Source organism: Bacillus sp. SW14, from assembly GCF_047608225.1.
GTDB lineage: Bacteria > Bacillota > Bacilli > Bacillales > Bacillaceae > Bacillus > Bacillus subtilis_G.
Map to the genome: position 1 here is coordinate 1,174,295 of NZ_JBLKRW010000001.1, position 24,772 is coordinate 1,199,066.

General features: G+C 45.7%; 28 protein-coding genes. 18 read left to right on the forward strand and 10 right to left on the reverse strand.

Annotation, left to right across the window (positions count from 1 at the left end; genetic code table 11):
- Position 1: 1 nt before the first annotated feature.
- The gene (locus ACMX2I_RS06015) at positions 2–952 is read right to left on the reverse strand and encodes an NAD-dependent epimerase/dehydratase family protein (RefSeq protein ID WP_414956448.1); all 951 of its coding nucleotides are present in this window, start codon (positions 950–952) and stop codon (positions 2–4) included.
- A complete protein-coding gene (locus tag ACMX2I_RS06020) occupies positions 949–2,235 on the reverse strand; it encodes a UDP-glucose dehydrogenase family protein (protein WP_414956449.1) in 1,287 nt (428 codons plus the stop codon). The genes ACMX2I_RS06015 and ACMX2I_RS06020 overlap by 4 nt, the downstream gene beginning before the upstream one ends.
- A gap of 171 nt (positions 2,236–2,406) precedes the next feature.
- Between ACMX2I_RS06020 and ACMX2I_RS06025 the strand changes: the two genes are divergently transcribed.
- Positions 2,407–3,210 (forward strand): UTP--glucose-1-phosphate uridylyltransferase, encoded by an 804-nt coding sequence (locus ACMX2I_RS06025; RefSeq protein WP_414956450.1) that lies wholly within the window; start codon positions 2,407–2,409, stop codon positions 3,208–3,210.
- Between the two features lie 22 nt (positions 3,211–3,232).
- Here ACMX2I_RS06025 and ACMX2I_RS06030 read toward each other — a convergent pair whose 3' ends face one another.
- Positions 3,233–3,952, reverse strand: a complete 720-nt coding sequence (locus ACMX2I_RS06030) for a yteA family sporulation protein (RefSeq protein ID WP_414956451.1) — start codon at positions 3,950–3,952, stop codon at positions 3,233–3,235.
- A 291-nt stretch (positions 3,953–4,243) separates the two neighbouring features.
- Here ACMX2I_RS06030 and ACMX2I_RS06035 point away from each other — a divergent pair, with 291 nt between their 5' ends.
- From ACMX2I_RS06035 to ACMX2I_RS06080, 10 genes are all read left to right on the forward strand, one after another.
- Complete coding sequence (locus ACMX2I_RS06035; protein WP_414956452.1) at positions 4,244–5,659, forward strand: isochorismate synthase; 1,416 nt, start codon at positions 4,244–4,246, stop codon at positions 5,657–5,659.
- Complete coding sequence (gene menD / locus ACMX2I_RS06040) at positions 5,656–7,398, forward strand: 2-succinyl-5-enolpyruvyl-6-hydroxy-3-cyclohexene-1-carboxylic-acid synthase (RefSeq protein ID WP_414956453.1); 1,743 nt, start codon at positions 5,656–5,658, stop codon at positions 7,396–7,398. The genes ACMX2I_RS06035 and menD overlap by 4 nt, the downstream gene beginning before the upstream one ends.
- On the forward strand, positions 7,386–8,210 hold the full coding sequence (gene menH / locus ACMX2I_RS06045) for a 2-succinyl-6-hydroxy-2,4-cyclohexadiene-1-carboxylate synthase (protein ID WP_414956454.1): 825 nt from the start codon (positions 7,386–7,388) through the stop codon (positions 8,208–8,210). The genes menD and menH overlap by 13 nt, the downstream gene beginning before the upstream one ends.
- Positions 8,211–8,243: 33 nt before the next feature.
- A complete protein-coding gene (menB, locus tag ACMX2I_RS06050; protein ID WP_010329489.1) occupies positions 8,244–9,062 on the forward strand; it encodes a 1,4-dihydroxy-2-naphthoyl-CoA synthase in 819 nt (272 codons plus the stop codon).
- A 90-nt stretch (positions 9,063–9,152) separates the two neighbouring features.
- Positions 9,153–10,613 (forward strand): o-succinylbenzoate--CoA ligase, encoded by a 1,461-nt coding sequence (locus ACMX2I_RS06055; protein ID WP_414956455.1) that lies wholly within the window; start codon positions 9,153–9,155, stop codon positions 10,611–10,613.
- On the forward strand, positions 10,610–11,725 hold the full coding sequence (gene menC, locus ACMX2I_RS06060) for an o-succinylbenzoate synthase (RefSeq protein ID WP_414956456.1): 1,116 nt from the start codon (positions 10,610–10,612) through the stop codon (positions 11,723–11,725). Before ACMX2I_RS06055 ends, menC begins: the two co-directional genes overlap by 4 nt.
- A gap of 282 nt (positions 11,726–12,007) precedes the next feature.
- A complete protein-coding gene (locus tag ACMX2I_RS06065; protein ID WP_414956457.1) occupies positions 12,008–12,928 on the forward strand; it encodes a metal ABC transporter solute-binding protein, Zn/Mn family in 921 nt (306 codons plus the stop codon).
- Between the two features lie 18 nt (positions 12,929–12,946).
- Complete coding sequence (gene mntB / locus ACMX2I_RS06070; RefSeq protein WP_414956458.1) at positions 12,947–13,699, forward strand: manganese ABC transporter ATP-binding protein MntB; 753 nt, start codon at positions 12,947–12,949, stop codon at positions 13,697–13,699.
- A 5-nt stretch (positions 13,700–13,704) separates the two neighbouring features.
- Positions 13,705–15,015 (forward strand): iron chelate uptake ABC transporter family permease subunit, encoded by a 1,311-nt coding sequence (locus ACMX2I_RS06075; RefSeq protein ID WP_414956459.1) that lies wholly within the window; start codon positions 13,705–13,707, stop codon positions 15,013–15,015.
- Complete coding sequence (locus ACMX2I_RS06080; protein ID WP_414956460.1) at positions 15,005–15,892, forward strand: metal ABC transporter permease; 888 nt, start codon at positions 15,005–15,007, stop codon at positions 15,890–15,892. Before ACMX2I_RS06075 ends, ACMX2I_RS06080 begins: the two co-directional genes overlap by 11 nt.
- An 18-nt stretch (positions 15,893–15,910) precedes the next feature.
- Here ACMX2I_RS06080 and ACMX2I_RS06085 read toward each other — a convergent pair whose 3' ends face one another.
- Genes ACMX2I_RS06085 through ACMX2I_RS06095 form a run of 3 tightly spaced genes read right to left on the reverse strand, consistent with a single transcriptional unit; the run spans position 15,911 to position 18,537 of the window.
- Entirely contained in the window at positions 15,911–16,069 is a 159-nt protein-coding gene (locus ACMX2I_RS06085) for a DUF1540 domain-containing protein (protein WP_087992914.1), read from the reverse strand.
- 53 nt (positions 16,070–16,122) lie between these two features.
- The gene (locus ACMX2I_RS06090) at positions 16,123–17,163 is read right to left on the reverse strand and encodes a cytochrome d ubiquinol oxidase subunit II (RefSeq protein WP_394715661.1); all 1,041 of its coding nucleotides are present in this window, start codon (positions 17,161–17,163) and stop codon (positions 16,123–16,125) included.
- Between the two features lie 42 nt (positions 17,164–17,205).
- Positions 17,206–18,537 carry a cytochrome ubiquinol oxidase subunit I gene (locus tag ACMX2I_RS06095; protein WP_087992912.1) on the reverse strand — a complete coding sequence of 444 codons (1,332 nt, stop codon included), beginning with the start codon at positions 18,535–18,537 and terminating at the stop codon, positions 17,206–17,208.
- Between the two features lie 206 nt (positions 18,538–18,743).
- Here ACMX2I_RS06095 and ACMX2I_RS06100 point away from each other — a divergent pair, with 206 nt between their 5' ends.
- Both ACMX2I_RS06100 and ACMX2I_RS06105 read left to right on the forward strand, forming a co-directional pair.
- Positions 18,744–18,992, forward strand: a complete 249-nt coding sequence (locus ACMX2I_RS06100; RefSeq protein WP_003219346.1) for a type B 50S ribosomal protein L31 — start codon at positions 18,744–18,746, stop codon at positions 18,990–18,992.
- A 116-nt stretch (positions 18,993–19,108) separates the two neighbouring features.
- A complete protein-coding gene (locus ACMX2I_RS06105) occupies positions 19,109–19,672 on the forward strand; it encodes a beta-class carbonic anhydrase (RefSeq protein ID WP_087992910.1) in 564 nt (187 codons plus the stop codon).
- Here ACMX2I_RS06105 and yidD read toward each other — a convergent pair.
- The gene (gene yidD, locus ACMX2I_RS06110) at positions 19,669–19,896 is read right to left on the reverse strand and encodes a membrane protein insertion efficiency factor YidD (RefSeq protein ID WP_087992909.1); all 228 of its coding nucleotides are present in this window, start codon (positions 19,894–19,896) and stop codon (positions 19,669–19,671) included. The genes ACMX2I_RS06105 and yidD overlap by 4 nt on opposite strands.
- A gap of 128 nt (positions 19,897–20,024) precedes the next feature.
- On the opposite strand from yidD, the gene ACMX2I_RS06115 reads away from it, so the two are divergent.
- Positions 20,025–20,498, forward strand: a complete 474-nt coding sequence (locus ACMX2I_RS06115) for an S-ribosylhomocysteine lyase (protein ID WP_148962423.1) — start codon at positions 20,025–20,027, stop codon at positions 20,496–20,498.
- A 119-nt stretch (positions 20,499–20,617) separates the two neighbouring features.
- On the forward strand, positions 20,618–21,055 hold the full coding sequence (locus ACMX2I_RS06120; protein ID WP_414956461.1) for a FixH family protein: 438 nt from the start codon (positions 20,618–20,620) through the stop codon (positions 21,053–21,055).
- Here the strand turns inward: ACMX2I_RS06120 and ytzI are convergent.
- Positions 21,049–21,189, reverse strand: a complete 141-nt coding sequence (gene ytzI / locus ACMX2I_RS06125) for a YtzI protein (RefSeq protein WP_176365300.1) — start codon at positions 21,187–21,189, stop codon at positions 21,049–21,051. The two genes, ACMX2I_RS06120 and ytzI, sit on opposite strands and share 7 nt — an antisense overlap.
- A 122-nt stretch (positions 21,190–21,311) precedes the next feature.
- On the opposite strand from ytzI, the gene ACMX2I_RS06130 reads away from it, so the two are divergent.
- The 3 genes from ACMX2I_RS06130 to ytkD all read left to right on the forward strand — a co-directional run bounded on the left by ACMX2I_RS06130 (position 21,312) and on the right by ytkD (position 23,007).
- Positions 21,312–21,749: a Dps family protein gene (locus ACMX2I_RS06130; protein ID WP_087992905.1), complete on the forward strand. Its 438-nt coding sequence runs from the start codon at positions 21,312–21,314 to the stop codon at positions 21,747–21,749.
- Between the two features lie 165 nt (positions 21,750–21,914).
- Entirely contained in the window at positions 21,915–22,319 is a 405-nt protein-coding gene (locus tag ACMX2I_RS06135; RefSeq protein ID WP_014114879.1) for a holin family protein, read from the forward strand.
- Positions 22,320–22,530: 211 nt separating this feature from the next.
- Positions 22,531–23,007, forward strand: a complete 477-nt coding sequence (ytkD, locus tag ACMX2I_RS06140; protein WP_087992904.1) for an RNA deprotection pyrophosphohydrolase — start codon at positions 22,531–22,533, stop codon at positions 23,005–23,007.
- Between the two features lie 187 nt (positions 23,008–23,194).
- Here the strand turns inward: ytkD and ACMX2I_RS06145 are convergent, their stop codons facing one another.
- On the reverse strand, positions 23,195–24,007 hold the full coding sequence (locus ACMX2I_RS06145; RefSeq protein ID WP_087992903.1) for an ABC transporter permease: 813 nt from the start codon (positions 24,005–24,007) through the stop codon (positions 23,195–23,197).
- Entirely contained in the window at positions 23,982–24,764 is a 783-nt protein-coding gene (locus tag ACMX2I_RS06150) for an ABC transporter ATP-binding protein (RefSeq protein WP_087992902.1), read from the reverse strand. The genes ACMX2I_RS06145 and ACMX2I_RS06150 overlap by 26 nt, the downstream gene beginning before the upstream one ends.
- Positions 24,765–24,772 lie beyond the last annotated feature (8 nt).

The following is a 24,772-nucleotide window of genomic DNA, read 5'->3' on the forward strand; positions in this document are numbered from 1 at the left end:
TTCATTCCCCCTGATACAGCGACGATAAATAGGCGATTTCGTTAGCCAAACCATCGTTTAAGGATGTGGCGGGATCGTAATGCAAGAGCTGTTTTGCTTTTGAAATATCCGCCCACGTTTTGCTTGGTTCCCCTGCTACTTTGTCCGAGAAGTGCAGTGTTGCTTTTTTACCGGAAATGTCTTCAATGAGGGAAACAACCTTTAAGACTGAGGCACGTTCTCTGCCGCCGATATTCACTGTTTCACCAATAAGATGGGGGTTCCCAAGAACAGCGGTGATGCCTTTGACACAGTCGCTGATATAGGTGAAATCTCTTGACTGCTGTCCGTCACCGAAGATGGTGAGCGGCTTTTTCAGAAGGTGCTGTTTGATGAGCCGGTGAAATGCCATGTCCGGCCGCTGTCTCGGCCCATAGACGGTAAAGAAACGGAGAATCACAATTGGAATGCCAAAGCTTTGTTGATATACATGGCAAAGCTTTTCTCCCGTCAGCTTTGTTACCCCGTACGGAGATAAAGGATAAAGCGCCGCATCTTCACTGACTTTCCCTTGTTTTTCGCCATAGACGGAAGAGGTGGAAGCAAAGACGAACGCTTGAACCGGATGTTTTCGGCATGCCTCAAGGAGCCTTTGGAGCGCTTGGATATTATGTGCGGCATATGGGTGAAAATGATCGCCCCAGCTTGAACGGACACCCGGTATGGCTGCCAAATGAAAGATGACGTTCACATCTTCCAGCAAAGGAGAAAGATCTGCTGTCAGCAGATTTTCCTTTATGAACGTAAATCGTTTTTCTGGCAGCAGGGCATCAAGGTTTCTTAATTTTAATGAAAATGGTGTCGGTCCGATAAAGTCGTCGATTCCGATAACGTGATGTGTTTCATCCTTCAGCAATTCTTCGCAGAGGTGGGAGCCGATAAATCCCGCTGCTCCTGTGACGAGTATTTTCATGGGCGGCCAACCCCCGTGCAGATCAGACCGCAAGCCTCCAGAGATTCTTTTTTCAATACGTTGCGCCCGTCGATCACCAGACGCCCTTTCATGGTGCCTGCGGCCTTTTTCCAATCAATCGCTAAAAACTCGGGCCATTCTGTGGCCAAAAATAAAAAGTCACTTTCTTCTATCGCGTCAAAAGCTTGAGAATGCTGGGTCACATGTTGCCGCAAATGTTCTGGTAGAACAGCTTCAGGGTCATAAGCATGGACATCACACCCCAGATCCGTCAGCCTTTCCATCAGCCTGACGGCTTGAGAATTCCTAATGTCATCGGTATGAGGTTTGAAGGAAATGCCGAGTATAGCCGCTTTTTTGCCGTGAAGTGTATCGAAGAAAGATTTTATTTTTTTGACATACAGGCCGAGCTGGGTGTCATTGATGTGCTGAACGGCTTGAAGCAGGTAGGTCTCCGTGTTTTTTTCAATGGCAGCGAATTGCAGCGCCTGCAGATCCTTTGGAAAGCAAGAGCCGCCGTATCCAATGCCGGCCTGCAAAAAGTGCTCCCCGATTCTCGGGTCAAGTCCGATAGCGCGGGAAATATCTGTGATATCTGATTGGTAGGCTTCACATATGCGGGCCATTTCATTAATGAACGAAATTTTTGCTGCTAAAAAGAAGTTATTGGCATATTTGATCAGCTCTGCTCCTGCTAAACTTGTGATGATATAAGGAGTGTTAATGTGTTTGTAAATGGATTTGACGATTGCTGCCGATACGTGATCTCCTTTCTGAATACCGATAACTGTTTTGTCAGGATACAGCATGTCATGCAAAGCGCTGCCTTCCCGCAGAAACTCCGGATTGGATACGATGTTAAATGAATTTGCTGAAACGCCGGAGGCAATCAGCTGTTTTGCTATGTTTTCATTTGTCCCGGGGGGAACAGTGCTTTTCGTAATGATGGTTTTATACGATCGGATCGTCTGGCTCAAATCGCTGATAACGGACTGCAGCGCTTTCGTATCTGCTGATCCGTCCGAGCGCGGAGGGGTTCCGACTGCGATAAAAATGACGGGACATTCCTCCATGCTTAATTTCACTTCGGAAGAAAACGAGAGATTATCGCAATGATGTACTGCATCTGAAAGCCCAGGCTCGTAAAAGGGAATGTCTCCATTTTTCAGCTGCTCGATTTTTTTGACGTCTTTGTCTGTGCATATCATGTCATGTCCGATGGATGCCAGTGCCGCTGATAGGGTTAAACCGACATATCCGGCGCCAACCACGCAAATTTTCATCACCTGAGCTCCTTTACAAGATTACTGGTCATATATCAATATCCTATTAAAAAAGGGCTGGTTCGTGATTCCGTTTTCAGCCCAGTTGCATCTGCCTAATTTCAGGTGTACAAACATCGGGGTGCGGTCTTGGAATATCATGTAATAAACATGAGCTGAGGGGAAAATAACATGATAAAAAAAGCAATCATTCCTGCCGGCGGATTCGGAACGAGGAATCTGCCGGTGACGAAGGTAATTCCGAAAGAAATGTTTCCGGTAGGATCTAAACCCGTCATTCATTATATTGTGGAAGAGCTTAAGGAGTCAGGCATTGAAGATATTTTGATGGTTGTATCGAGCCATAAAAATCTGATTGTCGATTATTTTGATTCTTCTTTAGCGCTTGAAGCTTTTCTCGCCTCCCGGCACAAACTGCATTTACTCAGCGAACATCCGGTTCCGGATATACGCATTCATTATGTGCGCCAGCCTTATGCAAAAGGTCTTGGCGACGCGATTTCTTTTGGAAAGCAATTTGCAGGCGAAGAGCCGTTTGCCGTCGTTTTGCCGGATGATCTGATCTTCTCCGCTAATCAGCCGGCCCTGGGGCAGCTGATTGAGGCGTATACGAAATATCAGTGCAGTGTGATCGGTTTAAAAGAAACAAAAACGGAGGATTTGCACCATTACGGTGTGATAAAAGGGGAATCTGTAGAAAAAGGGCTTTATCGTATTCAGGATATTGTGGAAAAGCCTAAACAAAACCCGCCATCTCATTTTGCCTCAGCAGGGCGTTATATTTTCACACCTGATATTTTTGATAAGCTGGAGACATTGGAAGCTGATGCCGGAGGAGAAGTGCAGGTAACGGATGCGATTAAATCTTCACTCGGGATTTCGAGCGTTTACGGAAAAATTTTGGAGGGCAAACGGTATGACATCGGACTGCAAAAGGATTATCTGAAGCTGATCACAGATATGCTGAAAACGTAAAAGAACCCCCATAACTGGGGGTTCAATCAGCGTGGAGATCGCCGAAAGTTGTCATGATTCCCTCTTCGTCGAGTTCTTCCTCATAACGCTCATGGGCTCTGCTTTGATAAACGGTAATTTCTTTGCCTGTGATATCTGTAGCAATGAAATTTTCGTACGACTCTGTATTGCCGATATTTTCTTCGGCATTCATCGTCATATCATCATAGCTGAGGGGCGGGTTTTCCATATCCTGCGGTGTTGATGAATTTCCGTATTTTTCGACGTCTTGGTAAGAATCTTCACTGTCATATGGAGCTCTGATTTCTTCATCATTGTCAAACTCAAATTGCCCGAAAGGTGTTTCTTCTTCGATCGGACGGTCTTTAGAAATGATATCCTGCGACGAATACTCTGCGAGCGTCGTGGCGGTCGGAAGCGCTTCAAGACGTTCGTATGGAATTTCCTTTCCGCTGACTTCACAAATACCGTATGTGCCGTTTTCTATCGCCTTCAATGAATGCTCAATGTCCCGAAGATGCTCTCGTTCATGCAAGTCGAGAGCGATGTCTTTTTCCCGCTCATAAAGTTCGGTTGCATGATCTCCGGGGTGGTTGTCGTAAGCCGAAAGTTCCCCCATTGAATCATATGGAAAGGCTGAATTGAGCTGAAAATGGTCATTGTCTTTGAAACGGTTTAAGATATCCTCTTTTGTTTGTTCCAGTTCATGTTTCAAATGCTGAAGCTGGTCTTTTGTAAGCATTGTAATCGCCTCGTTTCTCTGTGATGCATACCTTTAGTATGAACAGATCGCCTGAGAACTTTCATAAATGACGGGTGGAGGAATCTAGGAGATTTCCCTTATATGGTAAGCGGATACAACCTTTGCTTTCAGCGGAGAAATAATTTTAAGGTTTGTTTCTTTTTCATTTCTGTAATTAGGTTTATAATAGGTAAGGCAGGCCATTTGGACTGCATGATCTGTGTGTTTGACACAAAGGAGACACAGGTGTATGGTATTAAAAGCATTTTAAGGATTATGGAGGAATGCCTCATGGTGACAACGGTGCAGCGTACGTTCCGAAAAGGAGTTCTACATGCATTACATAAAGCCAAAGAAGTCAACCATGCTGTCTTAATAAGCTATTCGAGACAAATCGAGTCTCTTGACCCTCTATCATTTTTCAATTACGGAGCAAAAAAATATACAGGCAATCGATTTTTTTGGTCAGATCCTGAAAGTGAATTGACAATAGTCGGTCTTGGCAAAGAAGCGATTTTCCAGACAAATCAAAAAAACAGCGAGCGATATCGCGAGGTTTTTGACCAATGGGAGCGCTTTAAAAAGACGGCTTTTCATATTTGTGAAGAAGAAAAGCTGCAGCATTCTGCAGTGGGACCTGTGTTATTCGGAGGATTTTCTTTTGACCCTTGCGAAGAAAGAGGTACACAATGGGACCATTTCTCGGAAGGGGATTTCTTTGTGCCTGCGCTTATGCTGACGATGACTGCTGATGGCCCTTTCTTAACAGTCAACAGATGGGTAAGCGGAGAGGAAGACGCAGAAGGTATTTTGGAAGGCTTAATTGCTTTTGCAGCGGAATTTATGGTTTCAGATTTAGATCAAAGAAATCAGGCTGTGATGGCGGCATCAGAAGAGCTGGATAAGGATGATTGGCTCAAAGCGATTGAAACGGCAACAAGCCAAATGAAAGAGAAACAATACGATAAAGTGGTTCTTGCCCGAGAGCTGCTGCTCACGTTTGACGGCCCGGTCCAAATTGAACCGGTGCTTAAAACGCTTCTGAACGATCAGCAGACAAGCTATGTTTTTGCAATCGAGCAGGAAGGAAAAACCTTTGTCGGCGCGTCTCCGGAAAGGCTGATCAAAAAAGACGGCAGCACTGTCATGTCTTCTTGTCTGGCCGGTTCCATTAGACGCGGCGAGGATGAAGAAGAAGACCGCCTCATAGGCCTTGAATTATTAAACGATAAGAAAAACCTGCTGGAGCATGATATTGTGGTCGGCATGATCCATGACGCTTTTGTATCAAGCTGTTCGGATGTTGAAAAGCCTAGCGGACCTGTATTGTACAAAACAAAAAGTGTCCAGCACTTATTTACGCCGATTGTCGGTCAGCTTCGAGAGTCTGATTCGTTTTTTGACTTAATTGAGAAACTGCATCCCACACCGGCGCTTGGGGGGGCACCTCAGAAAAAAGCTGTTGAAGTGATCAGAGAGATCGAGCCGATGTCCCGCGGCTGGTATGCATCTCCTATCGGCTGGATTGACAGCCAGAATAACGGGGAATTCGCAGTAGCCATCCGTTCAGGACTGATCGAGGGCAGCACAGCTAGGCTGTTTGCTGGGTGCGGCATTGTGGAAGACTCGGACCCGCAGTCTGAATATGAAGAAACGCAGATTAAATTGAAGCCGATGATCTCTGCATTAGGAGGTGTGAGGCGTTGACAGCCAACCCGATTACTCACTATATCGGAAGTTTTATTGATGAATTCGCCCTTTCCGGGATTACGGACGCCGTCGTTTGTCCGGGCTCAAGGTCTACACCGCTGGCTATTCTTGCAGCCGCGCATCCTGATATCAACGTCCATGTTCAAATTGATGAAAGATCTGCCGGGTTTTTTGCTCTCGGGCTGGCAAAAGCGAAGCAGCATCCCGTTCTTTTGATCTGCACATCAGGAACAGCCGCGGCTAACTTTTATCCGGCTGTGATTGAAGCCCATTATTCGAGAGTGCCCATTATTGTGTTAACTGCTGATCGGCCTCACGAGCTGCGCGAAGTAGGCGCGCCGCAGGCTATAAATCAGCACTTCTTATTCGGTAACTTTGTTAAGTTTTTCACAGACTCAGCTCTTCCAGAAGCGTCACCTCATATGCTGAGATATATCCGAACGCTGGCCGGCCGCGCCGCCGGAGAATCACAAAAGCGCCCGATGGGGCCTGTGCATGTGAATGTGCCGTTGCGCGAACCGCTTATGCCCGATCTTTCGGATGAGCCGTTTGGAAGAATGAAAACAGACCGTCACGTGTCTGTGAAAACGGGTATACAATCTGTTGACCGCGAATCTCTGTCTGATGTGGCTGCGATGCTGGCTGGGGCTGAAAAAGGAATAATCGTCTGCGGAGAACTCCACAGTGATACGGATAAGGAAAGCATTATTGCGCTGTCTAAGGCGCTTCAGTATCCGATTTTAGCTGACCCGCTGTCTAATCTGCGGAACGGTGTTCATGATAAAAGCACTGTCATTGATGCGTATGATTCATTTTTAAAAGATGATGAGCTGAAGTCGAAACTGCGTCCTGATGTTGTCGTCCGTTTTGGACCGATGCCTGTTACAAAACCGGTTTTTTTATGGCTTAAGGATGACCCGTCGATCGAGCAGATTGTGATTGACGAGGATGGAGGATGGAGAGATCCGACACAGGCAAGCGCACATATGATTCACTGCAATGCATCCGTTTTTGCCGAAGCGATCATGACCGAACATGCTGACATGATCAGATCACCAGAATGGCTGGAAAAGTGGCAGTTTGTCAATGAGAGGTTCCGTGCGCATCTGCAAACAATCAGCAGTGAAGAGGTTTCGTTTGAAGGCAATCTCTATCGAATCCTGCAGCATCTTGTGCCTGAAAACAGCTCGTTGTTTGTCGGCAACAGCATGCCGATCAGAGATGTTGATACGTTTTTTGAAAAGCAGGAACGCCCTTTCCGGATTTATTCAAACCGGGGCGCAAATGGGATAGACGGTGTTGTCTCCTCTGCCATGGGGGTATGTGAAGGAACAAAAGCGCCTGTTACCCTCGTGATTGGCGATTTATCTTTTTATCACGATTTAAACGGACTGCTGGCGGCCAAAAAGCTGGGTATTCCTCTTACTGTGATTCTCGTGAATAATGACGGCGGGGGGATTTTCTCATTTTTGCCGCAGGCTTCTGAGAAGGCACACTTTGAAGATTTGTTCGGCACGCCGACAGGGCTTGATTTCAAGCATGCGGCTGCACTATACGGCGGAACGTATTCATGTCCGGCCTCGTGGGATGAATTCAAAGCAGCTTACGCCCCGCAGGCAGACAAACCCGGACTCCATTTGATAGAAATCAAAACGGATCGCCAGTCAAGAGTCCAGCTTCATCGCGATATGCTGAATGAGGCTGTGCGGGAAGTGAAAAAACAATGGAAACTGTAAACATAACAGTTTCAGATGGTGTCCGATATGCTATGACAGACGACCGGCCGAACGCTTCAGAAGCGGTCGTCTGTCTGCACGGGTTTACCGGCAGCAAACAATCATGGACTTTTCTTGATGGGATGCTACCTGATTCCCGTTTGATCAAAATGGATTGTTTAGGGCATGGTGAAACAGATGCCCCGCTGAATGGGAAAAGATACAGCACAAGCCGGCAAGTTTCTGATCTTGTCGAGATGTTTGATCAATTAAAACTTCACAAAGTGAAATTGATTGGGTATTCTATGGGAGGAAGGCTTGCTTATTCGTTTGCGGCGGCTTATCCCGAACGGGTATCGGCACTTGTGCTTGAAAGCACAACGCCGGGGCTTAAAACGCTTGAGGAACGGCGGGATCGGATCATACGGGACCGGAAGCTTGCTGATTTTATTTTGCGTAACGGGATCAAAGCTTTTATGCAGTATTGGGAGGGTATCCCTTTGTTTTCATCCCAGCAGCGGCTGGCTGAAGATATTCGGCACAGGATACGGTCGGGCCGTCTGCGAAACAATAAGGTTGGGCTTGCAAACAGTTTAACCGGTATGGGCACCGGTTCACAGCCTTCCTTGTGGAGCCGTGTAGAAGAAATAGCCGTGCCTGTGCTTCTGATCTGCGGGGAGTGGGACGAAAAGTTTTGCGCCATCAATCAAGAGGTGCATAAGAAGCTCCCATCTAGTAAAATAGAGATTGTTCCTGAAGCCGGACATACGGTACATGTGGAACAGCCGCGTATTTTTGGTAAAATAGTGAGTGAGTTTTTGACAAGCTTATAACTCGTTCACATGGAAAATAGAGGAGGTCATATCATGGCTGTAGAATGGAAAACTGAACGGACATACGATGAAATATTGTATGAAACGTATAATGGTATTGCAAAAATAACAATCAACCGCCCTGAGGTACATAACGCGTTTACTCCTAAAACGGTTGCTGAAATGATTGATGCGTTTGCTCGCGCGAGAGACGATCAAAATGTCGGCGTTATCGTGCTTGCCGGTGCAGGAGACAAAGCCTTCTGTTCTGGCGGGGACCAGAAAGTGCGCGGTCACGGCGGTTATGTAGGAGACGACCAAATTCCGCGCTTAAACGTACTGGATCTTCAGCGTTTAATCCGCGTCATTCCGAAACCGGTTGTCGCGATGGTGTCCGGATATGCGATCGGAGGAGGCCATGTGCTTCACATCGTATGTGACTTGACAATCGCTGCCGACAACGCGATTTTTGGACAAACAGGCCCTAAAGTGGGAAGCTTTGACGCTGGTTACGGTTCTGGCTATCTGGCTCGAATCGTAGGACATAAAAAAGCCCGTGAAATCTGGTATCTGTGCCGTCAGTATAACGCACAGGAAGCGCTGGACATGGGTCTTGTCAACACAGTCGTTCCTTTGGAACAGCTTGAAGAAGAAACGATTAAATGGTGTGAAGAAATGCTTGAAAAAAGCCCGACCGCACTGCGCTTTCTTAAAGCTGCGTTTAACGCGGACACAGACGGACTTGCTGGAATTCAGCAGTTTGCAGGGGATGCTACCCTTCTTTACTACACAACTGATGAAGCAAAAGAAGGCCGTGATTCCTTTAAGGAAAAACGCAAACCTGATTTCGGACAGTTCCCTCGTTTCCCGTGATCAGCAATACTTAGTCAACAAACAGCTTGAGACTTTGCGGTCCAAGCTGTTTTCTTTTCAATACAGACATTTTACCTCGGAGATGATGACATGCTGACAGAACAGCCCAATTGGCTCATGCAGCGGGCCCAGCTGACACCTGAGAGAATCGCTCTCATCTATGGAGACCAAACCGTCACATTTGCAGAATTGTTTGCGGCGTCTAAGCGAATGGCGGCGCAGCTTGCTGCTTATTCGGTTCGGAAAGGAGACACCGCGGCTATTTTGCTCCAAAACCGTGCAGAAATGGTATACGCCGTTCACGCTTGTTTTTTGCTTGGTGTTAAGGCGGTGCTTCTGAATACGAAGCTGTCAACACATGAAAGGCTGTTTCAGCTGGAGGATTCCGACGCCCGCTTTTTACTGACAGATTCAAGCTTTGACAAGCAAAATTATGAGCACATTGTTCAAATCATTGATGTGGACGAGCTTGCCAAAGAAGCCGCAGAGGAAATTGAAATCCAGGCCTACATGAAATTGGAAGAAACAGCAACGCTGATGTATACATCAGGTACGACAGGCAAGCCCAAGGGGGTTCAGCAGACATTCGGAAACCATTATTTCAGTGCGGTGTCATCCGCGCTTAATTTGGGTATAACAGAACAAGACCGCTGGCTTATCGCATTGCCGCTCTTTCACATCAGCGGATTGTCCGCGTTATTTAAATCTGTGATCTACGGAATGGCCGTCGTGCTTCACCAGCGTTTTTCAGTAAGCGATGTGCTGGATTCTATCAACAGGCATCAAGTGACAATGATATCTGCAGTGCAGACGATGCTGGCCAGTCTTTTGGCCGAAACAAGCCGCTGTCCTGAATCCATCAGATGTATTCTGCTAGGCGGAGGTCCTGCCCCGCGGCCATTGCTTGAGGAATGCCGTGAGAAAGGATTCCCTGTCTTTCAGTCATATGGAATGACAGAAACATGTTCGCAAATTGTGGCCCTGTCACCGGAATTCAGTATGGAAAAGCTCGGCTCTGCGGGTAAACCGCTGTTTTCATGTGAGATCAAAATAGAACGGGACGGACAGGCATGTGAACCGTTTGAACACGGTGAAATCTTGGTCAAAGGCCCGAATGTCATGAAAAGCTATTTTAACCGGGAGAGCGCAAATGAAGCATCCTTTCAAAATGGCTGGCTGAAAACAGGTGATCTTGGGTATTTGGACAGTGAAGGCTTTTTATATGTATTAGACAGGCGTTCAGACCTGATCATCTCAGGCGGAGAAAATATTTATCCGGCTGAGGTGGAATCAGTGCTGCTTTCACACCCCGCTGTGGCCGAAGCTGGTGTTTCTGGGGCTGAGGACAAAAAATGGGGGAAAGTGCCCCACGCCTATCTTGTCCTGCACAAGCCTGTAAGCGCAGAAGAATTGACCGCCTACTGCAAAGAACGTTTGGCGAAGTATAAAATTCCGGCGAAATTTTTTGAACTTGACCGCCTGCCGCGCAATGCGTCTAATAAGCTCTTGCGAAACCAGCTGAAGGATGCGCGTAAAGGAGAACTGTTATGATCGAAATAGAGAAAATTACGCTTTACCATTTGAGTATGAATTTAAAGAAACCATTTAAAAGCAGTATTGAAACGCTTCAAGAGCGTAAATTTCTGATCGTGGAAGCCATTGATACATCCGGTGTCACAGGGTGGGGAGAAGTATCTGCGTTCTCTTCGCCTTGGTACACCGAGGAAACCATTGGAACATGTTTGCACATGCTTAAGGATTTTTTTATTCCCAATGTTGTCGGGCGTGAATTCAGTCACCCTTCCGACGTGCCGGACAGCCTGGCGCGCTATAAAGGCAACCGGATGGCAAAAGCGGGACTTGAATCGGCTGTCTGGGATATCTATGCGAAAAAGAAGGGCATGTCTCTCGCCGAGGCATTGGGCGGGACAAGAGATAAAGTCCCTGCCGGGGTGGTTGTCGGCTTGGCGCCACTTGACGATATGCTGAAGGAAATTGAAAGTTATCAAAAAGAGGGTTATCGACGAATAAAAATTAAAATTCAGCCTGGACAGGATGTTGAATTAATCAAGGCCATCCGCAGCCGGTTCCCAAACATTCCGCTCATGGCCGACGCTAATTCTTCCTATGAGCTGAAGGACATCAGCCGGTTAAAGGAGCTTGATGAATATCATTTAATGATGATTGAGCAGCCTCTGCAAGCTGATGACATCGTTGACCACCGCCACTTGCAGAAACATTTGAAAACCGCCATTTGCCTTGATGAAAGTATTTGTTCATTTGATGATGCGAGACGGGCGATTGAGCTCGGAAGCTGCAAAATCATTAATATTAAACCTTCCCGTGTCGGCGGCTTAACAGAAGCCTTAAAAATTCATGATTTATGCAGAGAGCATCATATGCAGGTTTGGTGCGGCGGAATGCTGGAAACAGGCATATCAAGAGCGCAGAACGTGGCGCTGGCTTCACTGCCGCAATTCACAATACCTGGGGATATATCCTCATCCTCACGCTATTGGGATGAGGATATTGTGACCCCGGATATCCGTATTGATAATGGATTTATTTCTGTGTCCAAACAGCCTGGTTTAGGGGTTGAAGTGAATCAGGACATTATGCGAACATATGTGACCAAAATGGATGTTTTCACGCAGCATGGATAAGAAAAAAGCATTTTGACATTTTGAGAGAATGTCAATGTGCTGTTATAGTAAAAGCGTTCGTTGAATACATCCCTTCTCGTTTGGACCGGCTGCTGACCCAGCCGGTTTTTTTGTATGTAAATTACGCTTGACAAAAGTGGACAAACGCGATAGTTTTGCATTAAGGAAACTTTTTGTCTCGTTTAAACAAAATATGCTTTTGTCTAATTTTATGTCACATGTCTAAGAAATGAAAACATAAGATAATACAATCTGACATTGATGGCAAAGAGGAGGGAAAATATGAAAAAGGGACTGATGGCAGCAGTGCTTTTGTCCTGCATTGCCTTAACGGGATGCGAGACGGATTCAGCCGGAAAAAGCGCTGACAAGCGCCTGCAGGTAACAGCAACAACATCCCAAATTGCCGATGCAGCCGAAAACATCGGAGGAAAACATGTGAAAGTGACCGCTTTAATGGGACCGGGAGTCGATCCGCACCTTTATAAAGCGTCACAAGGCGACACGAAAAAATTGATGTCAGCCGATGTCGTTCTGTACAGCGGATTGCACTTGGAAGGGAAAATGGAGGACATTCTTCAAAAGATCGGCGAACAAAAACAAGCAGCGGCTGTCACTGAGGCCATACCGAAAAACAAGCTTATTTCTGCCGGAGAAGGCAAAATGTTTGATCCGCACGTTTGGTTCAGCATTCCGTTATGGATCTATGCGGTGGATGAAATTGAAGCGCAATTCAGCAAAGCGATGCCTGAGCATGCGGAAGATTTTAAGAAAAAGGCCAAAGAGTACAAAGAGGATTTGCAATATTTAGATAAGTGGTCGCGTCAAGAGATTGCGAACATTCCGGAGAAAAGCCGTGTGCTGGTCACCGCTCACGATGCCTTTGCGTACTTTGGGAAAGAGTACGGATTTCAAGTGAAAGGCCTGCAGGGGCTAAGCACAGATTCTGATTACGGATTGAAGGATGTTCAGGAGCTGGTCGATCTCCTGACAGAAAAACAAATAAAAGCTGTTTTTGTCGAAAGCAGCGTATCTGAAAAATCAATAAATGCAGTGGCGGAAGGGGCTAAAGAAAAGGGCCATACAGTCACAATCGGCGGCCAGCTCTATTCGGATGCCATGGGTGAAAAGGGCACAAAAGAAGGCACATACGAAGGGATGTTCCGCCACAATATCAATACAATTACCAAAGCGCTTAAATAAAGAAAAGAGGTGATGGATATGTTCCCTGTTGAGCTCGAAAATGTAACGGTCGCTTATCATAAAAAGCCTGTTCTGCAGGACATTTCACTGCAGGTGCCCGAAGGAAAGCTAATTGGCATTATCGGTCCAAACGGCGCGGGAAAATCAACCTTGATCAAAACCATTCTCGGTCTTGTGCCCCGGGCTTCAGGAGACATCTCTATTTACGGCAAAGACTATAAGAATCAACGGACAAGAATCGGATACGTTCCGCAGCGCGGATCAGTTGACTGGGATTTTCCCACAAACGCGCTCGATGTCGTGCTGATGGGGCGATACGGCCGGATTGGCTTATTGAAAAGGTCCAAAAAAGCTGATGTGGAAATGGCGAAAGCCGCTTTAGACAAAGTAGGAATGCTTGATTATGCGAAAAGGCAGATCAGCCAGCTGTCAGGAGGCCAGCAACAGCGGGTGTTTCTTGCCCGGGCGCTATGCCAAGACGCCGATGTTTATTTTATGGATGAACCGTTTGCCGGCGTTGATGCAGCGACGGAGCGGGCAATTATGACGCTTTTGGCAGAACTCAAAGAAAAAGGGAAAACAGTGCTTGTCGTCCACCATGATCTGCAGACTGCCGAGGATTATTTCGATTGGATCTTACTGCTGCATCTAAGAAAAATCGCTTTCGGGCCGGCGGAGAACGTTTTTACGATCGAAAACCTGCAAAAAACGTATGGAGGAAGGCTGACTTTTCTAAAAGATAAAGTGCTGGCAGAAGGACTTAAGGGGTGAGCGCATTGTTTGAAAGTTTGTGGCTGCAGCTCCAGCATCCGAATACACAGTGGGTGCTGGCGGGTACGCTTTTGCTCGGAGCGGCAAGCGGGGTTTTGGGCAGTTTTGTGCTGCTGAGAAAGCAAAGTTTAATCGGTGATGCGATGGCCCATTCAGCTCTGCCGGGAGTGTGTCTCGCTTTTCAGTTCACCGGGCAAAAATCACTGCCTTTCTTTTTGCTCGGGGCAGCAATTGCCGGGCTGCTTGGAACGTGGTGTATTCAGCTGATTCCGCGGCTTTCAAAAACAAAAGAGGACTCGGCGATCGGGATTGTTCTCTCTGTGTTTTTTGGCGTCGGAATCATACTGCTGACATATATTCAGCAACAAGGGACGGGAAGCCAAAGCGGGCTTGATTCTTTTTTATTCGGCCAGGCGGCTTCATTGGTCAGGCGGGATATCATGCTGATTGCAGGAATATCCGCAGTTTTATTGCTTCTTTGTATTGTTTTCTTTAAGGAGTTTACATTGATTACTTTTGATCTCGCGTTTGCAAAGGGATTGGGAATGCCGGTGCGTTTTTTAAACGGGCTTTTGTCTTGCCTGATCGTCTGTGCTGTTGTTATCGGGCTTCAGACAGTTGGGGTGATTTTAATGGCTGCTATGCTGATTACGCCTGCCATAGCTGCAAGATATTGGACCGAGCGATTAACCCGAATGATGGTCATTGCCGGTTTCATAGGCGGTGTAAGCGGCGTAGCCGGAACCTTGCTTAGCACGACGATGAAGGGTATGGCGACAGGGCCATTAATGATCTTATCAGCAACGATGATCTTTCTATTTTCAATGATCTGCGCGCCAAAGCGGGGATTGGCAGCAAAAGCAATAAGGCTGATCAGGCTGCGGCGCAAAACAAGCCGGGACCAGGTGCTGCTGACGATTTACGAGCAGTATGAAAAGAACGATCTTTATGTAACGGATGAAGGTGTAAGAAAGAAAAGGCGGCTATCCCCTTCATTATGCCATAAGGTATTGAATGAATTAGAAAAAGAGCGATGCATCGTGCGTGTTGAAAATGGGATTTGGCAAATGACACGAGCTGGAATAGAAAAAGGCTATCACATCGCTTTGAAGCATCGAATGTATGAAGTGTACCTCATGCATGAAATGGAGCTAGCGAATATAGAATTCGATCAGGATCATTTTGTCCCGGATCGTTTGCCTGAGGAAACGAGAGAACGGCTTTTTTCACTCTTAAAGCTGTATGGACGGATGCCTGAGCTTCAAAAAAAAGCATCTCCTGATTCAGAGAAGGGACAAATCGCAAATGAGTTTTGAAGCTTGGATAATAGCTACTGGTGTATTAGTCGGTGTAAGCTGCGCATTGATCGGCACCTTTCTTGTGTTGAGAAGAATGGCGATGCTGGCCGACGCGATCAGCCATACAGTGTTGCTTGGCATTGTCAGTGCTTTTCTTGTGACAGGAAGTCTTGACGGGATACCTATGTTTATCGGCGCGGCCGTATCTGGACTGTTAACGGCATTTTTGGTTCAGCTTCTCCACAGCAAGGGGGTTCAATCAGATGCCGCTATAGGCGTTGTTTTTACATCTTTATTTGCGGTGGGCGTCATTTTGCTATCTGTGTATGGAGCGAATGTCCATCTCGATATTGAGCACTCGTTGATGGGAGAGATCGCTTTTGTGCCGTGGAATACGATCACGGTATTCGGAGCTGACATCGGGCCGAAAGCGTTTTGGATGCTGGCATCTGTTTTGGTTTTAAATGTAGTGTTGATCAGTGTGTGCTATAAGGAGTTCAAAATCGCTTCGTTTGATCCGCAAATGGCTTTAGCGCTGGGAATACCCGTGTTGCTGATTCATTATGTGCAAATGGGCATGCTCTCACTCACGACCGTCGCTTCTTTTGATTCGGTGGGTGCTGTATTGGTTGTGGCTATGCTGATTGTCCCGCCTGCTGCGGCTCATTTGCTGACAGACCGGCTGCTGTATATGCTGATTCTCAGCGCTGTGATTGGAGGGCTGTCAGCTGTCATGGGCTATTTCTTCGCAACGTGGCTTAATGTTTCAATTTCCGGAGCGATGGCGGCCATGACAGGTGTATGGTATGCAGGCGCCTTATTGTTCTCACCTGCAAACGGGGTCGTGACACAAAAGATAAGGACACAAAACATACGAAAAGAAAGAGCTGGCTGATGCAGCTCTTTCTTTTGATTACAAATCATGCGGCTTAAACGTTTTACAGTCCGTTTCCCGGCTGTTGTCAGCCGTATCACCAGTATGGCTGACAACATAAATGGCATCAGCGGTGCACTTGTTTCCTTTGCCCCAATAAGAACAGTTGTTGACTTCGCATAGAATTTTCTGCTCCATGCCATCCCCTCCTTATAAAGGTTCTGGCTTAGTATAGCCGGCAGACTTGTCCTCTATTCCTCCTGGCGGATATAACGCTTATCCCTCATAAACATTTTCCAGAAGAAAAAGAAGCCGGGAAAAAGGATGATAAATGCAACGATATACGTCGCAAACAGCGCTCTGAACGTTGCCGGCTCTGTAAAACCAGACATAATTGTCACATCAGGGTAAATCATGTACGGAAGATGCGCCCGCCCGTACGCGTAACTGGCGAGAAAATACTGTACCGCAATCGCGACAAGTGCAAGCCGCGGCTTGCCGATGTTTTGGCCAAAGCTCTTGTTAGGCAGAAAAAGAGCGATTCCCGCAATGACAAATGTAATAAACGATGCAATCATCCAGGAGAGATCATTCATCATGCCGCTATACAGCCAGTTGGCTTCATTTCGCATTGTCAGCATAATGCATATAGCAAACAGGAGTGAAATCGGGCCGGTAATCAAGGCGCTTTTTCTGTAAGCGCTGTACGCATCCTGTTCCTCCGCTACATTTGAAAAATCAGCAAGCAGAAGCGAGGACAAAAATAAAGTGCTTAAAATCGCAAACCCCATGAATGAATAGGCGTTCGGGCTTGAAAAGATTTTAGACATATTCAAATGATAGATTCCGCCCGTTTTTTCGATAAACCCTCCGTGTGTCACAGGGAGAACCAAAATTAAAATAGCCGGGATGAGAAAACCGGAGATTCCGGAAATATATCTTAGCGTTTTTCGTTCTTTCGCTGTGTTTGAAAAAACGAGAAAGCCGCTTCGGATCGCTAAAAACAGTAAAATCATGCTGCCGGGAATTAATAAAACAGTTCCGAGCACAAATGTCGCGCCCGGAAAAAAGCTGAAAAGCGCCACGACGATGGCCACAATAAAGACGTTTGTGACCTCCCAAGTCGGGGACAGAAATCGGTTCGCAATATCGGTGGCCTTCATGTGCTCCTTGTTTAAATAGATCATAGACCAAAATCCCGCTCCAAAATCCATTGTCGCCATGACGGCGTAGATAAACACAAAGCCCCAGATAATTGAGATGGCGATCAGAGCGTCAGTTGTAATGTCCATTTGTCGATCTTCCTTCCGTTTGGTTTCCTTTTTGCGGAGCCATTACGAATCCGCTGTATTTAAATCTTCGTCAACCGGGTGTTTGCGGAAATAGTACAGCAGCACGTAAACGACAGCCGCGCCTAACACGGCGTAAACGAATGTGAAAAATAAGAAGAGGATCCCGATCGAGCCGGTCGTCGTCACCACATCCGAAGTTTTCTGGAGATGATAGATGACCCATGGCTGCCTCCCCGTACAGGCGAAAATCCAGCCGAATTCAATGCCGATGATGCTAAAAGGGCCTGCCGTCATAAAAATGACCAAAAGCCACGTTGGGAAACGGTCTTTCTTCAGCACCTTTTTCCATACCACACCGATAATGGAATAGAGAATAAGCAGCATACCCACTCCGACCATCGCATTAAACAGCGTGTGAACGAACAGCGGCGGCCATTCGTCTTTTGGAAACGCGTTTAATCCTTTCACAACAGTGTCAAAACGGTCGGCTGCCAAAAAGCTTAACGCCCATGGAATTTCGATGGCCCATTTTACTTTTTCTTCATTCGGGTCGGTAAAACCGCCGATCGCAAGCGGGGCGTGAGACGTTGTTTCAAACAAACCTTCGGCCGCGGCTAATTTTTCGGGCTGGTATTCGTGCAGCATCTGAGCTGATTCGTGGCCGTTCAATGCCGTCAACAATGAAAAAATACCGCCGATTGTCAATGAAAGCAAAAGCGCTTTCCGGTGAAAGCGATAGATGTTTTCCTTTTTTTGCGACCGGATCATCTTGTATGCGGCAACAGAAGCGACGATAAAGGCCCCCGTCATAAACGCGGACACCACGACATGGCCGGCGGTGATAAAAAAGCTCGGGTTGAAAAACGCGGCCCACGGATCAACATCAGTAATTTTTCCATTTTCCATTTTAAAACCCGCAGGTGTGCCTTCAAAGGCATGAACATTCGTGATTAGAACAGCTGACGCTGCCGCTCCGACTAATACAAAGAAAACGGCAACAATCCTCATAGCCGGTGATAAGCGGTCTGCGGCGTATACGTAAATCGACATGAATAGGGCTTCCACAAAAAAAGCATAGATTTCAATTTGAAACGGCAGAGACATGACCCGGCCGATGACTTCCATAAATCCCGGCCATAAAAGCGCGAGCTGGGTGCCCGCAATCGTCCCGGTCGGTATGGCGACCCCCAGCAAAACGGCTTGTGCTTTCGTCCATCTTTTCGCCATGATCGCATAATGGTCATCTTTCGTTTTTTGATAGATCAATTCAGCCACTAAAATCATGAGCGGCAGACCGACTCCAAGCGTTGCGAAAATGATATGAAAGCCCATTGTCGTGCCAAAAAGGCTTCTGGCCAAAACTAAATCATCCACAATCGTAAACCACCTTTCTCAAAAGACGTTCTATATGTATTTTGGGTTTATTATTTGCTTCCTCGTTTAGATTATTCTTCCTGTTCTTAAATGCCCATGAGGTTTACGATATGGAAACGCAGGGAAGGATGTAAGAAGATTGACAAAACGTTTTTGATAATATAGAATAAAACGTAATTATTACGATTTGAAAGAAGGAGATAGATATGAAAGAAGGTATTCATCCAAAGAACCACAAAGTCATTTTTCAGGATGTCAACAGCGGCTACCGTTTTCTCAGCACCTCTACTAAAACATCCAATGAAACGGCAGAGTGGGAAGACGGCAACACATATCCGGTCATTAAAGTAGAGGTCAGTTCTGATACGCATCCGTTTTATACAGGCCGCCAGAAATTTAATGAAAAAGGCGGAAGAGTGGAGCAGTTCAAAAAACGCTATAACATGGGGAAATGAGGCAGACCTGAGGGTTTGTCTTTTTTTCTGTCCTCGTTTGTTTTCGATAAGATGACGAAAAGACAAATGCTGTGATATATTGATGAGTAAAAAGACCAGAAAGGATACAACTAGTTATGAGCCTGCTAAATGATATTCTCGACTTTAACAAAACATTTACTGATCAAAGGGAATACGAAAAGTATCAGACTTCAAAATTTCCAGATAAAAAAGTGGCGATTCTTTCTTGTATGGACACTCGTTTGGTAGAATTGCTGCCGCATGCGATGAATATGAGAAACGGTGATGTGAAAATCATTAAAAGTGCCGGTGCGCTTGTGACACACCCATTCGGAAGCATCATGAGAAGTTTGCTTGTCGCAGTGTACGAGCTGAACGCCGATGAGGTATGTGTGATCGGGCACCACGATTGCGGCATGAGCAAAATCAGCAGCAAAAGCATGCTTGATAAAATCAAAGAAAGAGGAATTACGGAAGAACGCATCGAAACATTAAAGTACTCCGGTGTGGACTTTGATCAATGGTTTAAAAGCTTTGATTCAGTGGAAGCGAGTGTGAAAGACAGCGTAGACGTTATTAAACATCATCCGCTGTTCCCGGAAAACGTTCCTGTCCATGGATTAGTCATTGATCCTAAAACCGGAAAACTGGATCTTGTCGTAAACGGCTATAACGATTAATGTTTTCGTTTCTTTTCAGGAACAGGATCGACTCCTCCCGGATGGAACGGGTGGCATTTCAAAATCCGTTTGATGGTCAGCCATCCGCCTTTTAAAGCGCCATGCGTTTTAATCGCTTCGATTCCATATTGGGAACAAGTCGGATAAAAGCGGCATGTTGGCGGCGTTAGCGGCGAGATGAATTTTTGATATCCTCTGATCAGAGCGATAAATAGGGTTTTCATATGTCTTCAGCAACCTTTCTGATGCAAGTATAAGAAAAAAAACACAGATTGAAAAGTTATTCGATAATTCTCATCGGAAAGGTATGTTATAATGAAATTACATTTTAAAAAAAGAGGAGAGTGCCATTATGCCTTCAGTAGAAAGTTTTGAGCTTGATCATAATGCGGTTGTTGCTCCATACGTAAGACATTGCGGCGTGCATAAAGTAGGAACAGACGGCGTTGTAAATAAATTTGATATTCGTTTTTGCCAGCCAAATAAACAGGCGATGAAACCTGACACCATTCACACACTTGAGCATTTGCTCGCGTTTACGATTCGTTCTCACGCTGAGAAATATGATCATTTTGATATTATTGATATTTCTCCAATGGGCTGCCAAACAGGCTATTATCTTGTTGTGAGCGGAGAGCCGACACCTGCGGAAATTGCTGATCTGCTTGAAGACACAATGAAGGAAGCGGTAGAGATTACCGAAATTCCGGCTGCGAACGAAAAGCAGTGCGGACAGGCGAAGCTTCATGATCTGGAAGGCGCTAAACGTTTAATGCGTTTCTGGCTGTCACAGGATAAAGAAGAATTGCTAAAAGTATTTGGCTAAATATAAAAAGACCTTTTTGCGCTTAAGCAAAAAGGTCTTTTTTGTGACGTCTCATATTTTGTGTACCATTTGCTGTAAGCGTTTGCTACTATTTAGGTAAACAATGAAAGGGTGATGGCATGAAAAAGATGTGGATTGTTCTGCTTTTTTCTGCTTTTCTGCTTAACGGGTGCGGATCTGGTGAAAACAAAGCAAATACTGATGAGACGCCCGAGGTATTGGATGTCAAACTGACCGGACCTGAAAAAGTAAATGCAGGAGAAAGCGCCGCTTATGAAGCAGCGGTATCATATGGCGACGAAGCGGTGACGGATGCCGATGAAGTGGAGTTTGAAGTGTGGAAAGAAGGAGAAAAAGACGCCAGCCACATGTTTAAAGCAAAGCAAGAAAAAGGCTTATACCGATTGGAAACAACGTTTAAGGAAGATGGTGTATACACTGTCCAATCCCATGTCACAGCAAAAAAACAGCATAGCATGCCGACCATAAAAGTCCAAGTCGGAAACGCCGATGCTGCCGGCAATCAGTCTGAAGACGAGCATTCACACAATCATTGATTTTTTGAATCCGAACGAGTTTCTTGCGGAGGATCAATGGTGTGCTTTACATTATAGGCTTTCACAGTCGACCAAATGGTTATAAGCAAAACAGCCAGCACAATCAACATACTTACCGTAATGAGAAGCGTCATGATATTCCACCTCCCGTTTTTTAACAATTGTAACATAGTGAAAACGGATAAGGGTAAAAAAGAGGTTTTAGCGTACGATATAGAGGGTATACATATTCATATAAACAAGGAGGAAGATAATCATGTCAGAACAATTGATTCAAGCAGTGAACAAACAAGTAGCCAACTGGACAGTCATGTATGTGAAACTACATAATTATCACTGGTATGTGAAAGGGAAAGATTTTTTCACTCTTCATGAAAAGTTTGAAGAGCTGTATAACGAAACAGCAACTTATATTGATGACTTGGCAGAACGTCTTTTGGCGCTGAACGGAAAACCAATTGCGACAATGAAGGAATCCTTGGAAACGGCTTCTGTAAAAGAAGCGGAAGGAAATGAATCAGCTGAACAAATGGTTCAGAGTGTATATGATGATTTCACAGTCATCGCGGAAGAGCTGAAAAGCGGCATGGATTTAGCTGATGAAGTTGGTGACGAAACAACAGGGGATATGCTTCTTGCGATCCATCAAAATATTGAAAAACACAACTGGATGCTGAAAGCTTACCTAGGATAAATTCAAAAAAAGAAAGGCCGGATGTCTTATAAAAGACGTCCGGCTTTTGATGTTGTATCTGAAAAAATAGGCGACAACCAGTCCATTTTTCTGAAAAATCCAATCCGTTCGGCTTGTTTTCCATAGAATATCGTAAGGCCGTTTCTGTGAAAGGATGTTGGGATAATGGATAGAGACTTTGGCATCTTTTCGTTTTTAGCAGTCAGCGTTTCAGCAGCGGGTTTTTTCTTTGGCGGTTTTCAGTATTCATTCCTGATTTTGCTCTCTCTTATGGCAATTGAATTTATCAGTACAACCTTGAAGGAAACGATTATTCACAAATTGGCGTTTAAAAAGGTATTTGCTCGGCTTGTTAAAAAATTAGTCACGCTGGCTCTGATCTCTGTATGCCACTTTTTTGATCAGCTGCTGAATACACAGGGGTCAATACGTGACTTGGCTATTATGTTTTATATTCTTTATGAATCTGTGCAAATTGTAGTGACAGCCAGCTCTCTCGGCATACCGGTTCCTCAAATGCTTGTCGATCTTTTAGAAACGTTAAAAAATAAATTCAAGCGCAAACCGTAACTTTTAGCTATTCACAGGTCATAATAAAGCCCAGAGCGTCAGTCGCACATCTTGGCAAAAGGCAAGGCAAAATCTGTACGAGCTAGTCTGTATGCTTTTAGACCCTGATGGCGTGCTGGGTTTCCCTTATTTTTTGTTAAAGGGCTTCCGAAGAAACATAACTGTGGTATGATGTATGGAAGATAGCTAGGAACGGATTTGAGGGATAAACATGTACGAGTTTAAAGATTATTATCAGAATACTGTTCAGCTTTCCTTTGACGATCAGCCTTTCTCGGACAGCCCGAAGCATGTCTGGGTGATTTGCCGTTTTGGCGGCAAATGGCTTTTAACAGAGCATGAGGACAGAGGCTATGAGTTTCCAGGCGGGAAAGTAGAGCCGATGGAGTGCGCAGAAGAAGCGGCGCTCCGGGAAGTAAAGGAAGAGACGGGTGCGAGAGTGAAAAGCCTCAAGTACCTCGGACAGTATAAAGTTCTCGGTAAAGAAAAAGTAATTGTGAAAAATATATATTTTGCAGATGTAGAAAAGCTTGAAAAGCAAGCTGATTACTTTGAAACGAAAGGTCCGGTTTTGTTTCATCAGCTGCCGGAAAACCTTTCCCGTAATAAAAAATTCAGCTTTATTATGAAGGATTCCGTTCTTCCGATCAGTTTAAAAAAATTGAAAGAAGCTGGATGGATTGAATAAAAACCCCGGCAGTATCAGGTTTTCTGATTTTGTCATTTTTCAGCGTGATTGAAAACCTTGAAGTATAGGAAGGACGCTCTAGCGTATAGCCAATGATCTTTTTTACGTGAGCACCGAAGCGCAGGCCTGGCAACGAATGCGAGGGTTTGCCGACACGCTGAAAACCCGGCACATGTGCCGGGTTTTTTTATGTCCTGCCCTTCGTCCATTTCTTTTCCAGCAGCTCTACGCCCTGATACATCAGAGTGGCGAATATGGCGATGATCAGCAGGCTTAAGAAGACGAGCGTAAAATTGAAGACCTGAAAACCGTAAATAATCATGTATCCTAATCCGATCTTGGAAACTAGGAATTCGCCTACAATGACGCCAACCCATGATAAACCGACGTTTACTTTCAGAGTTGAGATAATAGCGGGGGAGGATGCGGGCAGAATCACTTCTTTAAAAATGCCCCATTTCGTTGCGCCGAATGTTTTCATAACTTTTATATAGTTTTCGTCAACCTCCTGGAAGGCGGTGTACACGACGATGGTTGTGATAATGACGCTGATGATGGCCCCCATCGCAATAATGCTGATCAAACTGGGGCCGAGCGCGACAATCAGAATCGGGCCCAGCGCCACTTTCGGCATTGCATTCAAAATAACGAGATACGGATCTAAAATCCTCGCAAGCCGGTTGGACCACCATAACAAAGCAGCGAGGCACGTACCCATAAACGTCCCAAGCAAAAAGCCAAGCACTGTTTCAAATAAAGTGACGCCGATATGTGACAGTAAAGACCCGTCACCGAGCTTCTCCAGCAATAAGTTCCATACAGCTGAAGGAGAGCTGAAGATCAGCGGATCGATCCAGCCGAGCCTGCTGGAGATTTCCCACCCCGAGAAAAAGAGAATAAATATGGCAAGCTGAAAGGAATAGACATTCCGTTTTTCCTTTTTCTGTTTGAATTGATATTGCTCGTGAAGCAGATCAATGGTTTCTTTGCTGTTTCTCAAGAGAATTCAGCTCCTTCCATATCGTTTGAAACAGCGTTTGGAAGGATGGCTCCTGACGGGCGTCAAAAGGCATCATCGCGGCCAATTCTTTAGGGATCGTAAAAATCTGGTGAATGCTGCCCGGCTGATTTGAAAATAAAAAGATCGTATCGCTCATCGCTATCGCTTCCCCAATATCATGAGTGACTAGCACCGCTGTTTTTTGATACTCCTTTAATGTGCGGAATACCAGGTTTTCCAATGAAAGCTTTGTCTGAAAATCAAGCGCGGAAAATGGCTCATCCAGCAAAAGCAGACTTGGATTTGGCGCAAGAGTTCTTGCAAGCGCGGCCCGCTGGCGCATACCGCCTGACAGCTCTTTCGGATATTTTTTCTCCACATCTATGAGACCGAACCCAGACAATAGGCCGAGTGCAGCAGCCTTGCTTTCTTCCGTCAGCGTGTCAGCGATTTTTAAACCGAGAAGCACATTTTCCTCGATAGATTTCCAGGGAAATAAGTAATCCTGCTGAAGCATGTAGCCAATGTTATGTTCTTTTTGATTCGGCTCACTGCCTTCAATCAGAACTCTGCCTTCCGCTGGCTCAATCAGGCCGGCGATAATGGAAAGCAGCGTTGTTTTTCCGCAGCCGCTTGGGCCGAGAAATGAGATGAAATCACCTTTTTCGGCCTCGAAGTGAATATCCCGCACGGCCGTCGTTTTTTCTTTAATAGAAAAATAAGTATGGGTTACATGGTCGACATGTAAGAAAGACATAGATGGCG